The sequence below is a fragment of the Pseudomonas sp. Soil_N_39 genome (assembly GCF_057655955.1).
In genome coordinates this window covers 343,019-355,891 of the sequence record NZ_JBDGLI010000002.1, presented here as the reverse complement: position 1 = coordinate 355,891, position 12,873 = coordinate 343,019, and the positions used below count along the sequence as shown (strand labels likewise).

General features: G+C 60.5%; 12 protein-coding genes. 5 read left to right on the top strand and 7 right to left on the bottom strand.

What is annotated here, in order from left to right; genetic code table 11:
• The first annotated feature begins 145 nt into the window (after positions 1-145).
• Positions 146-1,495 (top strand): glycerol-3-phosphate transporter, encoded by a 1,350-nt coding sequence (gene glpT / locus AC3A5O_RS03895; protein WP_122567494.1) that lies wholly within the window; start codon positions 146-148, stop codon positions 1,493-1,495.
• Here glpT and AC3A5O_RS03890 read toward each other — a convergent pair.
• The 7 genes from AC3A5O_RS03890 to AC3A5O_RS03860 form a co-directional block, all read right to left on the bottom strand.
• Positions 1,471-2,139 (bottom strand): gamma-glutamylcyclotransferase, encoded by a 669-nt coding sequence (locus AC3A5O_RS03890; RefSeq protein WP_305468794.1) that lies wholly within the window; start codon positions 2,137-2,139, stop codon positions 1,471-1,473. The two genes, glpT and AC3A5O_RS03890, sit on opposite strands and share 25 nt — an antisense overlap.
• A 332-nt stretch (positions 2,140-2,471) precedes the next feature.
• A complete protein-coding gene (locus AC3A5O_RS03885) occupies positions 2,472-3,440 on the bottom strand; it encodes a CDP-6-deoxy-delta-3,4-glucoseen reductase (RefSeq protein ID WP_305468795.1) in 969 nt (322 codons plus the stop codon).
• Positions 3,440-4,906, bottom strand: a complete 1,467-nt coding sequence (gene ubiD / locus AC3A5O_RS03880; protein ID WP_122567817.1) for a 4-hydroxy-3-polyprenylbenzoate decarboxylase — start codon at positions 4,904-4,906, stop codon at positions 3,440-3,442. The genes AC3A5O_RS03885 and ubiD overlap by 1 nt, the downstream gene beginning before the upstream one ends.
• A 78-nt stretch (positions 4,907-4,984) precedes the next feature.
• Positions 4,985-6,940, bottom strand: a complete 1,956-nt coding sequence (locus AC3A5O_RS03875) for an acyltransferase family protein (RefSeq protein WP_305468796.1) — start codon at positions 6,938-6,940, stop codon at positions 4,985-4,987.
• Between the two features lie 158 nt (positions 6,941-7,098).
• Entirely contained in the window at positions 7,099-8,358 is a 1,260-nt protein-coding gene (gene rho / locus AC3A5O_RS03870) for a transcription termination factor Rho (protein WP_046039047.1), read from the bottom strand.
• A 241-nt stretch (positions 8,359-8,599) separates the two neighbouring features.
• Positions 8,600-8,929: a thioredoxin TrxA gene (gene trxA / locus AC3A5O_RS03865; RefSeq protein ID WP_003206727.1), complete on the bottom strand. Its 330-nt coding sequence runs from the start codon at positions 8,927-8,929 to the stop codon at positions 8,600-8,602.
• A 121-nt stretch (positions 8,930-9,050) separates the two neighbouring features.
• Positions 9,051-9,758, bottom strand: coding sequence for a FadR/GntR family transcriptional regulator (locus AC3A5O_RS03860; protein ID WP_122567498.1), 708 nt, complete (start codon positions 9,756-9,758; stop codon positions 9,051-9,053).
• 254 nt (positions 9,759-10,012) lie between these two features.
• Here AC3A5O_RS03860 and AC3A5O_RS03855 point away from each other — a divergent pair, with 254 nt between their 5' ends.
• The 4 genes from AC3A5O_RS03855 to AC3A5O_RS03840 are packed head-to-tail and all read left to right on the top strand — an operon-like array spanning position 10,013 to position 12,871.
• Complete coding sequence (locus tag AC3A5O_RS03855; protein ID WP_305468798.1) at positions 10,013-10,798, top strand: transporter substrate-binding domain-containing protein; 786 nt, start codon at positions 10,013-10,015, stop codon at positions 10,796-10,798.
• A gap of 21 nt (positions 10,799-10,819) precedes the next feature.
• Positions 10,820-11,500 carry an amino acid ABC transporter permease gene (locus tag AC3A5O_RS03850; RefSeq protein WP_305468799.1) on the top strand — a complete coding sequence of 227 codons (681 nt, stop codon included), beginning with the start codon at positions 10,820-10,822 and terminating at the stop codon, positions 11,498-11,500.
• Positions 11,497-12,147 (top strand): amino acid ABC transporter permease, encoded by a 651-nt coding sequence (locus tag AC3A5O_RS03845; protein WP_077507224.1) that lies wholly within the window; start codon positions 11,497-11,499, stop codon positions 12,145-12,147. Before AC3A5O_RS03850 ends, AC3A5O_RS03845 begins: the two co-directional genes overlap by 4 nt.
• Positions 12,134-12,871: an amino acid ABC transporter ATP-binding protein gene (locus tag AC3A5O_RS03840; RefSeq protein WP_024619803.1), complete on the top strand. Its 738-nt coding sequence runs from the start codon at positions 12,134-12,136 to the stop codon at positions 12,869-12,871. The genes AC3A5O_RS03845 and AC3A5O_RS03840 overlap by 14 nt, the downstream gene beginning before the upstream one ends.
• Positions 12,872-12,873: the final 2 nt, after the last annotated feature.

Below are 12,873 nucleotides of genomic sequence, written 5' to 3'. Positions count from 1 at the left end.
TTCGCTTATGCCTGAGCGACATGTTCACTTAAGAACATGACTAATCGAAATTTCCGCTGTTTATGCGACAACGAGCAATGCTATTTTCGGTAACGAAACTGTAACATTCGCATCCGCCGCCATAACAAGAACCTGGAGCACTTGAATGTTTGCTTTCTTTCGACCTGCCGCACACCAGGCAGTCCTGCCTGAAGAAAAAATAGACAGCACCTACCGACGCCTTCGCTGGCAGATCTTCGCCGGGATCTTCATTGGCTACGCCGGGTATTACCTGCTGCGCAAGAACTTCTCCCTGGCCATGCCCTATCTGATCGACGAGGGTTACACCCGTGGCCAGCTGGGCCTGGCCATGTCGGCCATCGCCATTGCCTACGGGCTGTCGAAGTTCCTCATGGGCCTGGTGTCCGACCGTTCCAATCCGCGTTACTTCCTGCCCTTCGGCTTGCTGGTCTCGGCGGGGGTGATGTTCGTGTTCGGTTTCGCGCCCTGGGCAACGTCCAGCGTCACCATCATGTTCATCCTGCTATTCATCAACGGCTGGGCCCAAGGCATGGGCTGGCCGCCAAGCGGACGGACCATGGTGCACTGGTGGTCGCAGAAGGAACGTGGCGGCGTGGTGTCGGTGTGGAACGTGGCGCACAACGTCGGCGGCGGCCTGATCGGTCCGCTGTTCCTGCTGGGGATGGCCTGGTTCAATGATTGGCACGCGGCATTCTATGTGCCTGCTACCGTAGCGCTCGTCGTTGCGGTGTTTGCCTTCGCGACCATGCGCGACACCCCGCAATCGGTGGGCTTGCCGCCGATCGAGAAATACAAGAACGACTACCCGGAAGGCTACGACGCCAGCCACGAGAACGAATTCAGCGCCAAGGAAATCTTCGTCAAGTACGTGCTGCGCAACAAAATGCTCTGGTACATCGCCATGGCCAACGTCTTCGTCTACCTGCTGCGCTACGGCGTGCTGGACTGGGCGCCGACCTACCTCAAGGAAGCCAAGGGCTTCACGGTGGACAAGAGCTCCTGGGCCTATTTCTTCTACGAGTGGGCGGGCATTCCTGGCACGCTGCTGTGTGGCTGGATGTCGGACAAGATCTTCCGTGGCAATCGTGGCCTGACCGGCATGGTGTTCATGGCCTTGGTGACCGTGGCAACCCTGGTGTACTGGCTGAATCCGGCCGGCAACCCGACCGTCGACATGATCGCCCTGGTTTCCATCGGTTTCCTGATCTACGGCCCGGTGATGCTGATCGGTTTGCAGGCATTGGAACTGGCGCCGAAGAAAGCCGCCGGTACCGCTGCGGGTTTCACTGGCCTGTTTGGTTATCTGGGTGGTTCGGTCGCGGCCAGCGCCGCCATGGGCTACACCGTGGACCATTTTGGCTGGGACGGTGGGTTTGTGCTGTTGATCGGTGCGTGCCTGCTGGCGATGGCATTCCTCGCGCCAACCCTGTGGCACAAACAAATCGCCAGTCAGAGCCGCGAAGCGGTCGCCTGATCCAGCGCTGATTGGCAGCGCTTGAGCCGCGCCTCCAGACTTCGGTCTGGCATGGCGTGGCTACGCAGGGCGTGGACGGTCTGCTCGACGTAATCGCGAGTGGTGCCGTAACGCCCGCAGGCACTTTCGAACACCTGGCTCAGCACATGGTCCGGCAAGTTGCCGGCATAGCTGGGCAGGTGCCGCTCCAGCACAAATCCCAAGGCTTGCACCCGGCTGCCATCCTCGAGACGGCAACTGAGCCAGTGCGGGCGATAGGACGGCACCGGCATCTCGCGCTGCCAGAGGGCAAACAGCGAGTCTTCGAGATTCTCCTCCGGCAATCGGTAGGCGAACCCGCTGCACGAGCCGCCGCGATCCAATCCGAACACCAGCCCCGGCAACTCCGGGGTGCCACGGTGTTCGTGGGACCACAGGTACAAACCGCGATGATAACCATGGACCCGACCGCGCATGCGCTCCACTGCCGTGCATTCCGGCCGCCAGATCAGTGAACCGTAAGCGAACAACCAGACAGGGCCGCCCTGGTGAAGACTCATGGTCAATTGCATCGAGGCGAGCAATTGCTCACGGGTCAACTGCGGCCCCAGCTCGAGTCGTGGCGGGTACAAGGCACAGGTGATGGCGGATTCGATAGCACTCATGGCCGGTAGCGGTTGGCTCCTCGCGGGTCGGAAAGTGAATGGGGGTCGTCATGAGGTTGACGTTCACGGGGATCAAGGCAAGTTAAATGCCATCCACGCGCTATATACGTTATCGGTATCTAGCCCTGAGACTAAATATCGAATAGAAATATCGTTGGGTATATAACTTGTGGCGAGGGGATTTATCCCCGCTGGGCTGCGAAGCAACCCCAAAACATGATTGCTCGGTGTGTCAGTCAATTGCGTTATGGTTTCAGGGGCTGCGTCGCAGCCCAACGGGGATAAATCCCCTCGCCACAAAGCAGACCTGAGCCTGTGCTAATGAATGCGGCTCAAGCCCGCGGCGCATACGCAAATACGTCGGCGCGCATTTGATGGGCGTCCATGCCGGCTTCCACCAGCGCATCGAGCGTGGCGTAGATCATGGCCGGCGAGCCGCTGGCGTAGACGTGCACGCCGGAAAGATCGCTGAGGTCCTCGCACACCGCTTCATGGAGCATCCCGCAACGCCCTTCCCAGCCGCACAAGTCGCTGACGACTTTATGCAGGAACAGGTTCGGCAGTTTTTTCCATTCGTCCCAATGCTCGATTTCATAGAAATCGTCCGGCCGCCGCACGCCCCAGTACAGATGCACCGGGTGCTTGAAACCCGCCGCGCGGCAATGCTCGATCAAGCTGTGCATCTGCGCCATGCCGGTACCGGCGGCGATCAACACCAACGGCCCGTCCGGCAGCTCGGACAAATGGGTGCCACCAAAAGGCATTTCGACGCGCACGCTGGGGTTGCGTTGCAGTTGTTCCAGCAGCGCCCGTGCACTGCTTTCGCGCACCAATACGTGCAACTGCAGCTCGCGCCCGGAATGCGGCGCCGAGGCCAGGGAGAACGCCGATTTTTCGCCGTTTTCCCGTTCGATCAGCAGGTACTGCCCGGCGTGATAGCGCGGTGGCTTGCCCGCTGGCGCCCGCAGGCGCACTCGCCAGACATCGCCGCCCACATCGGCGCACTCGATCACCTGGCACGCCAGGTTGCGTACCGGCAGTTCACCCGGCGACAGCACGCCATCCCACAACACCACGCAGTCCTCCAACGGCTCGGCGATGCACGTGAAGATCTCACCGTGATCGCGCACCTCGCCCGCCTGTTGCACACGGCCTTCCACCAGCAACGCACCACAGACATGGCAGTTGCCGTTGCGGCAGCTTTGCGGGCATTCATAGCCCAGGCGCCGCGCGCCATCGAGAATCCGCTCGGCGGGCCGTATCTCCAGCACCGCCCCGGAAGGCTGCAAGGTTACACGCATCAATCTATTCCTAACTGATTCCAGATGGCATCGATCCGTTGGGTAACGGCTTCATCCTTGACGATAACCCGGCCCCACTCGCGAGTGGTTTCACCGGGCCATTTATGCGTGGCATCGAGCCCCATCTTCGACCCCAGGCCAGACACCGGCGAGGCGAAGTCGAGGTAGTCGATCGGCGTATTCTCGATCATCACCGTGTCGCGCTTGGGGTCCATGCGCGTGGTGATGGCCCAGATCACGTCGTTCCAGTCCCGTGCGTTGATATCGTCGTCGGTGACGATAACGAACTTGGTGTACATGAACTGTCGCAAAAACGACCAGACCCCGAGCATCACGCGCTTGGCGTGCCCCGGATACGACTTCTTCATGGTCACCACGGCCATGCGATACGAACAACCTTCCGGCGGCAGATAGAAATCGGTGATTTCCGGAAACTGCTTCTGCAGGATCGGCACGAACACTTCGTTCAGCGCCACGCCGAGAATGGCCGGCTCATCGGGTGGACGGCCGGTGTAGGTGCTGTGGTAAATCGGTTTGATCCGATGGGTGATGCGCTCGACGGTGAACACCGGGAAACTGTCGACTTCGTTGTAGTAACCGGTGTGGTCGCCGTACGGCCCCTCATCGGCCATTTCGCCGGGATGGATCACACCTTCAAGAATGATCTCAGCGGTGGCCGGCACTTGCAGGTTATTGCCACGGCATTTCACCAACTCGGTACGGTTGCCGCGCAACAGACCGGCGAACGCATACTCGGAAAGGCTATCGGGCACGGGCGTGACGGCACCGAGAATGGTCGCGGGGTCCGCGCCCAGGGCCACCGACACCGGAAAGGGCTGGCCGGGGTGTTTTTCACACCACTCACGGTAGTCCAGCGCCCCGCCCCGGTGGCTCAGCCAGCGCATGATGACCTTGTTGCGGCCAATCACCTGCTGACGGTAGATGCCCAAGTTCTGGCGGTCCTTGTTCGGGCCTTTGGTGACGGTCAGGCCCCAGGTGATCAGCGGGGCCACGTCGCCCGGCCAGCAGGTCTGCACCGGCAGCATGGCCAAGTCGACATCGTCGCCCTCGATCACCACTTCCTGGCAGATCGCGTCCTTGACGACTTTCGGCGCCATGGAAATGATCTTGCGGAAAATCGGCAGCTTGGACCAAGCGTCCTTCAGGCCTTTTGGCGGCTCGGGCTCCTTGAGGAACGCCAGCAGCTTGCCGATTTCGCGCAGTTCGCTGACGGCTTCGGCGCCCATGCCCAGGGCCACGCGCTCCGGTGTGCCGAACAGGTTGCCCAGCACTGGAATGTCGTAGCCCGTAGGGTTCTCGAATAGCAGCGCCGGGCCTTTGGCCCGAAGCGTGCGGTCGCAGACTTCCGTCATCTCCAGCACTGGAGAGATAGGAACCTGGATGCGTTTCAACTCGCCGCGCTGCTCAAGCTGCTGCACGAAATCCCGAAGATCCTTGAATTTCATTGAGATGCCACCCCGAAAATAGGCGTACATCCTACCTGCTCTAACGCCCAAACAGCAGCCCGCGCGTGCGCGGCGCGATCAATTTTCGGTTGTACCCAACAGCACTGGAGCAAACAGTGGACTTAGTCGGGTACTGCCGAGATCAGACAGATGATCCTCATCCTTGTACTGTGAGTAACCATTGACCTCAATGCTGCAGATCTGTCCCGCACACATCAGCGGCGTCGGATCGATGACATGCACGCCTGGATCGGCGGCGCTCATCGACTCGAACAAGGCACTGAGAAAGTGCTGGCGGGTCAAGTGCTCCTGGAGCGGGCGCCCCAACCCTTCGGCCGAACGTCCGACCCGGGCCAGGCTCGTCAATCGATTAACGGCGCCCTTGCGCTGCAGCGGCACTTCCTTGAACAACCAGACTTGCACGCCCGCCGCCCTTAGCATCGCCACCCGAGCCTTGAGCGCCGCGGCCATGCGCGCCTCGGCCTCGGCCGTATTGTCGCGGGGGTTGAGCAAAACTTTCCTGTCGCCGTCCTCACGACCGTAGACGTAAAGACTCCAATTGGAAGCCAGCACTACATCCTTGATCTGCAGGTGGCGAACCTGCTCCATGGTCCTTTCGTTGAAGTCCTTGCAACGCTGGCGCACGTCGTCGCTCAGGATCGGCGGACAGGCGCTCATGCTGTAAAGCCATACCGGGCGCCCCTCACGTGTGGCATTGCTCTCAATCGCCGGCAACAATGCCGCGGCATGGCTGTCGCCCCAGAACAGTTGAGTCGCCGGGGCCTCTTTGGTCGCACCAACCAGGCACGCCTTGTCCAGGTTCTTGTCCGAGGTCACCAGCATGCATTTCATCTGCCCGGCCTTCCACTCCCGCGCCTGCGCATACTCCAACGCCTTGCCGGTAAGGCGCTGAGGAAAGCCATCCGCCGAACGCACCACCGAACCTGTCACCGCCAGGGCGACCATGGCCAGCAAGCCTCCCACCAGCACCGGCTTGCGTCCGGGCAACAAGCGCTTCTCACGAAACGGAAGCTCGACGAAGCGCCAGCTCAGCCAGGCCAGACTCAACGCCAGCAGTATCCAGCCTACGGCCTCCAGATGTTCGATACCGTCGATGGAAACAGCATTGGCATAGACGTAGACCGGCCAATGCCACAGGTAAAGGGAATAGGAAATCAAACCAATCCAGACGAGCGCCCTGGTACCGAGCAGTTGAGCCACCCAGGTCGAACCCTGTGCCCCGGACCAGATCAGCGCGGTGGCGCCAAGGACAGGCAGTAAAGCGGCCCAACCCGGGAACGTCGTGGTCCTGTCAAAGGTGAACACCGCCACCAGAACCGCCGCCAACCCGGCCACACCCGCCAGTTGATAGAGCCACGGCCTCACGGCATGTCTTGAGGTGGGCAATACCGCGAGCATCGCACCACACAACAGCTCCCAGGCCCGTGTCGGCAACGAGAAGAACGTCACGTCAGGCTTGCGGTCGATGTAGGCGATATTCAGCCCGAAAGAAACCAGCAATACGGCAAACAGCATCCAGCGCCAATGACGAACATGGCGCATCAACAACACCATCAGCAACGGAAAGAAAATGTAGTACTGCTCTTCAACAGCCAGCGACCAGGTATGAAGTAGCGGCTTCAGGTCCGACGCCGGCTCGAAGTAGCCGTCTTCACGCATGAACAAGATGTTTGAAATGAACAGCGATTGGTAACGAACCGTCCGGCCAAGCTCGGAAAAATCCTTGGCCGTCAGCAATAACCACCCCAGGACCAACGTTGCCAACAACACCAGGCTCAAGGCCGGCAGGATGCGTCGCGCACGCCGGGCCCAGAAATCGACAAAACTGAAACGTTGCGCGCCAATCTCACGGAAGAGGATGCTGGTGATCAGGAATCCGGAAATGACAAAGAAGACGTCGACCCCGACAAAACCACCGCTGAACGTGCTGAAACCGAAGTGAAACAGCACCACCGGAATAACGGCCAAGGCCCTCAAGCCGTCGATGTCACGGCGATTGCCAAATGTGTGCATAACGCTCCTTGTCGTTTAAATCGTTTAAATCGTTTAAAAATACAAATGCCACAACAAGGACACTGCCAGCCTGCAAAAAGTTGTCTGCCTTGATATAAATCCAGCCCAAAAAAGAGCGCCCGGTCAGGGGCGCTCTTTTTTTGAAGCGTTGCTTCGTGTTACTTGCGCTTCATCGACAGGAAGAACTCATCGTTGGTCTTGGTCGTTTTCAGCTTGTCGACCAGGAACTCGATGGCGGCGACTTCATCCATCGGATGCAGCAGCTTGCGCAGGATCCACATGCGCTGCAATTCGTCGTCGGCGGTCAGCAACTCTTCGCGGCGCGTGCCGGAACGGTTGATGTTGATGGCCGGGAACACACGCTTTTCGGCGATACGACGATCCAGGGGCAGCTCCATGTTGCCGGTGCCCTTGAATTCCTCGTAGATCACTTCGTCCATCTTCGAACCGGTTTCAACCAGTGCGGTGGCGATGATGGTCAGCGAGCCGCCTTCCTCGATGTTCCGCGCGGCGCCGAAGAAACGCTTGGGTTTTTCCAGGGCGTGGGCATCGACACCACCGGTCAGCACCTTGCCGGAACTCGGGATCACAGTGTTGTAGGCACGGGCCAAACGGGTGATGGAGTCCAGCAGGATCACCACGTCTTTCTTGTGTTCGACCAGGCGCTTGGCCTTCTCGATCACCATTTCGGCAACCTGCACGTGGCGGGTCGGCGGCTCGTCGAAGGTCGAGGCGACCACTTCGCCGCGCACGGTGCGCTGCATCTCGGTCACTTCTTCCGGACGTTCGTCGATCAGCAGCACGATCAGATGAACTTCAGGGTTGTTACGGGCGATGTTGGCCGCGATGTTCTGCAGCATGATCGTCTTGCCCGCTTTCGGCGGCGCCACGATCAGGCCGCGCTGGCCTTTGCCGATGGGTGCGCACAGGTCGATGACACGACCGGTGAGGTCTTCGGTGGAACCGTTGCCGGCTTCCATCTTCATGCGCACGGTCGGGAACAGCGGGGTCAGGTTCTCGAAGAGAATCTTGTTCTTCGCGTTTTCCGGACGGTCGTAGTTGATCGTGTCGACCTTGAGCAGGGCGAAGTAACGCTCGCCTTCCTTCGGAGGGCGGATCTTGCCAACGATGGTGTCACCGGTGCGCAAGTTGAAGCGACGGATCTGGCTCGGCGAGACGTAGATATCGTCTGGGCCGGCGAGATAGGAAGCGTCTGCGGAGCGAAGGAAGCCGAAGCCGTCCTGGAGAATCTCCAGCACGCCATCACCGGAGATTTCCTCGCCGCTTTTCGCGTGCTTCTTGAGCAGGGAGAAAATCACGTCCTGCTTGCGCGAACGGGCCATATTTTCTATGCCCATCTGTTCGGCCAATTCGAGCAGTTCGGTAATCGGCTTTTGCTTGAGTTCAGTCAGATTCATATAGGAATGACGTAATCATTTATGGAGGGGGGAAATTAAGCTTTTGGCTTAATGAGGCCGCGCCGCGGAGAAGGCGACAGGATCGCGTACTTATTCGAAAGGAGAGCGTCGGCGACGGCTTGCAGGGGGCAATGGAGAAACCAGTGCGGGGCCGAATGTAACACCTGGGTTTACGAGCGTCTAGCCCTGAATAACGAAAAAGCCCCGCGATTTGCGGGGCTTTTTCAATGGCATTCGGCGCTTAGATGTTGGCGTCGAGGAAAGCGGCCAGTTGCGACTTCGACAGCGCACCGACCTTGGTGGCTTCGACGTTGCCGTTCTTGAACAGCATCAGGGTCGGGATACCACGCACACCGTGCTTGGCCGGAGTCTCCTGGTTCTCGTCGATGTTCAGCTTGGCAACGGTCAGCTTGCCCTTGTAGGTCTCGGCAATCTCGTCCAGGACCGGGGCGATCATTTTGCAGGGACCGCACCACTCAGCCCAATAGTCGACCAGCACTGCGCCTTCGGCCTTGAGTACGTCAGCTTCGAAGCTAGCGTCGCTAACGTGTTTGATCAGATCGCTGCTCATGGAAATCTCCGGGGTAATCAGCAAAAAAACGTGGCCCATCATAGCTGCCCTTCCCAGGTTCAGGAAGCTTGAGTTGATTGAGTCTCGCTATGGCGGCAGATGTATTTGGGTATAGCTCAAGTCACGAGGCCACAGGCGCCACGAAGGAAATTCCGGTACGCAGCGCAGCGTTACGTACATGTTCCTGCATGGCTTTTTGCGCGGCGCCTGACGCCCGACGGGCCAGGGCGCGAAGGATCTTGCGATGCTCCTGCCAGGTTTCCATCGCCCGCTCCGCCCGGATGAACGGTAGCTTCTGGCTTTCCAGGAAGATGTCAGCGCTGGCGGTGAGGATGCTCAACATCGCCTGGTTACCGCTGGCCAGCAGGATGCGCCGATGGAATTCGAAATCCAGCCGCGCGGCGGCGTCGAAATCCCCGACCTTCAATTCCCGACGCATGGCTTCGACATTGTCTTGCAGCCGGTCGAGCTCATCGGCGCTGAGTGTCACTGCAGCCAACCCCGCCGCAAAGCCCTCCAGGGCGTAGCGCAACTGGAAGATATCCACCGGCGAGACCTGGGCCGCGAACGGCCAGCCCGGCGCCGACTCGCCGCGTGGAGCCTCTACCGGTGCCTGCACGAACACCCCCTTGCCCGGCTGCACGCTGATCATGCCCAAGGCACTCAGGGAGGACAGCGCTTCGCGCAGCGACGCCCGGCTCACGCCCAGTTGCAGCGCCAGGTCCCGTTGCGACGGCAGCGCATCGCCCGGGCCGAAGCCTTCATCGACGATCAGTTTGCGGATGGCTTGCAGGGCCACTTCAGGAACGGCACGAGCGATGGAATTCATGATTTTTCAGACGAACCGGGCCAGTGAGCGGCTAGTTGTAAAGCTATTCGCCGCCCCCGGCAAGTCGTGCCCCAGCAGGGTTCGGCGACAAATGCCGACGCCCGATAACGGTGCGAAACGCGGCACAACTGTTCAGACCAGTAAGACCGCTCCCCACCAGCAAAACCGTGGCTTCGGCCGATGGAAAGTCGCCTTGGCATGGCCTGTGCTCTGTCCGAACGCAGAAATCACATCACCGATTGCGGAGATTCGCCATGATTCAGCGTTGCAGCGTCCTGCTCACAGCCCTGTTTGCCAGCCTGATGCTTAGTCAGTTGCCCGCCCATGCCGACGGCCTGGACGACGTGGTCAAGCGGGGCACCCTCAAGGTCGCCGTGCCCCAGGACTTCCCGCCATTCGGTTCGGTCGGCCCGGACATGAAACCCCGCGGCCTGGACATCGACACCGCAAAACTGCTGGCCGACCAGCTCAAGGTCAAGCTTGAACTGACGCCGGTCAACAGCACCAACCGCATCCCCTTCCTGACCACCGGTAAGGTCGACCTGGTGATTTCCAGCCTGGGCAAGAACCCGGAGCGCGAAAAAGTCATCGACTTCTCCAGCGCCTACGCGCCGTTCTACCTGGCCGTGTTCGGTCCACCTGATGCCGCCATCAACACCCTGGACGACCTCAAGGGCAAGACCATCAGCGTCACCCGTGGCGCCATCGAAGACATCGAACTGAGCAAAGTCGCCCCCGAAGGCACCACCATCAAGCGCTTCGAAGACAACAACTCGACCATCGCCGCCTACCTGGCCGGCCAGGTGGACCTGATCGCCAGCGGCAACGTGGTGATGGTCGCCATCAGCGAACGCAACCCCAAGCGCGTCCCGGCGTTGAAGGTGAAACTCAAGGACTCGCCGGTGTACGTGGGCGTGAACAAGAACGAGCCGGCGCTGCTGGACAAGGTCAACCAGATCCTCGCCACCGCCAAGACCGATGGCAGCCTGGAGAAGAATTCCCAGACCTGGCTCAAGCAGCCGCTGCCGGCCGATCTCTGACCGTCGCTTGAGAGGCTGAGCATGGCTTATCAGTTCGATTTTCTGCCGGTGGTGCAAAACACCGAGCTGCTGTTGCGCGGCGCGCTGTTCACCCTGGAACTGACCGCCATTGGCACGTTGCTCGGGGTCGGCCTGGGCATTGTCGGGGCCGTGGTGCGGGCCTGGAACATTCGTCCATTCGCGGCGATCTTCGGTGTGTACGTGGAATTGATCCGCAACACGCCGTTCCTGGTGCAGTTGTTTTTCATCTTCTTCGGTTTGCCATCCCTGGGCCTGCAGATCTCCGAATGGCAGGCGGCGGTGCTGGCGATGGTGATCAACCTCGGCGCCTACTCCACCGAGATCATCCGCGCCGGTATCCAGGCCATCCCCCGGGGGCAACTCGAAGCGGCCGCGGCCCTGGCGATGAGCCGCTTCGAAGCCTTGCGCTACGTGGTGCTGCTGCCGGCATTGGGCAAGGTCTGGCCGGCCCTGAGCAGCCAGATCATCATCGTGATGCTCGGATCGGCGGTCTGTTCGCAGATCGCCACCGAAGAGTTGAGCTTTGCCGCCAACTTCATCCAGTCGCGCAACTTCCGCGCGTTCGAAACCTACGCCCTGACCACGCTCATCTACTTGTGCATGGCGCTGTTGATCCGCCAGTTCCTCAACTGGGTGGGTCGTCGCTGCCTGTACAAGAGCAGCACCGGGAGCCGCCCATGAGCGATTTCACTTTCTGGGACGTGGTGCGCAACCTGCTCACCGGCCTGCAATGGACCCTGGCGCTGTCGCTGGTGGCGTTTATCGGCGGCGGTGTGATCGGCTTGCTGGTGATGGTGCTGCGCATCTCCAAAAGCGCCCTGCCCCGTAACATCGCCCGCACCTACATCGAGCTGTTCCAAGGCACGCCGCTGTTGATGCAGCTGTTCCTGGTGTTCTTCGGCGTGGCCCTGGCCGGAGTAGAGATTTCCCCGTGGATGGCGGCGGCCATTGCCTTGACGCTGTTTACCAGCGCCTACCTGGCGGAGATCTGGCGCGGTTGTGTCGACTCGATTTCCCACGGCCAGTGGGAAGCTTCGGCGAGCCTGGCCCTCAACCCGCTGGAACAGTTGCGTTACGTGATCCTGCCCCAGGCCCTGCGCATCGCCGTGGCACCGACCGTGGGCTTTTCCGTGCAGGTGGTCAAAGGCACCGCCGTCACTTCGATCATTGGCTTCACCGAACTGACCAAGACCGGCGGCATGCTCGCCAACGCCACCTTTGAGCCATTCATGGTCTACGGCCTGGTCGCCCTCGGTTACTTCCTGCTCTGCTACCCCTTGTCCCTCAGTGCGCGCTACCTGGAAAGGAGACTGCATGCCTCTGCTTAGAATTACTGCCCTGCATAAATACTACGGCGATCATCACGTGCTCAAAGGCATCGACCTGAGCGTCGAGGAAGGCCAGGTGGTGGCGATCATCGGCCGCAGCGGCTCGGGCAAGTCCACCTTGCTGCGCACCCTCAATGGCCTGGAATCGATCAACGATGGCGTGATCGAAGTCGACGGCGAATACCTCGATGCCGCCCGCGCCGACCTGCGCAGCCTGCGGCAGAAAGTCGGGATGGTGTTCCAGCAGTTCAACCTGTTCCCGCACCTGACGGTGGGCGAGAACGTGATGCTGGCGCCGCAGGTTGTGCAAAAAGTGCCCAAGGCCAAGGCGGCCGTGCTGGCGCGGCAGATGTTGGAACGGGTCGGGCTTGGCGAGAAATTCGATGCCTTCCCCGACCGGTTGTCCGGCGGCCAGCAGCAACGGGTGGCGATTGCCCGCGCCCTGGCGATGTCGCCGAAAGTGCTGCTGTGCGACGAAATCACCTCGGCCCTGGACCCGGAACTGGTCAACGAAGTGCTCAGCGTGGTGCGGCAACTGGCCAAGGAAGGCATGACCCTGATCATGGTCACCCACGAAATGCGCTTCGCCCGGGAAGTGGGCGACAAACTGGTGTTCATGCACCAGGGCAAGGTGCATGAGGTGGGCGATCCCAAGGTGCTGTTCGCCGATCCGCAGACGGCCGAATTGGCGAACTTCATCGGTACCGTGGAACCGGCGGCGTGACG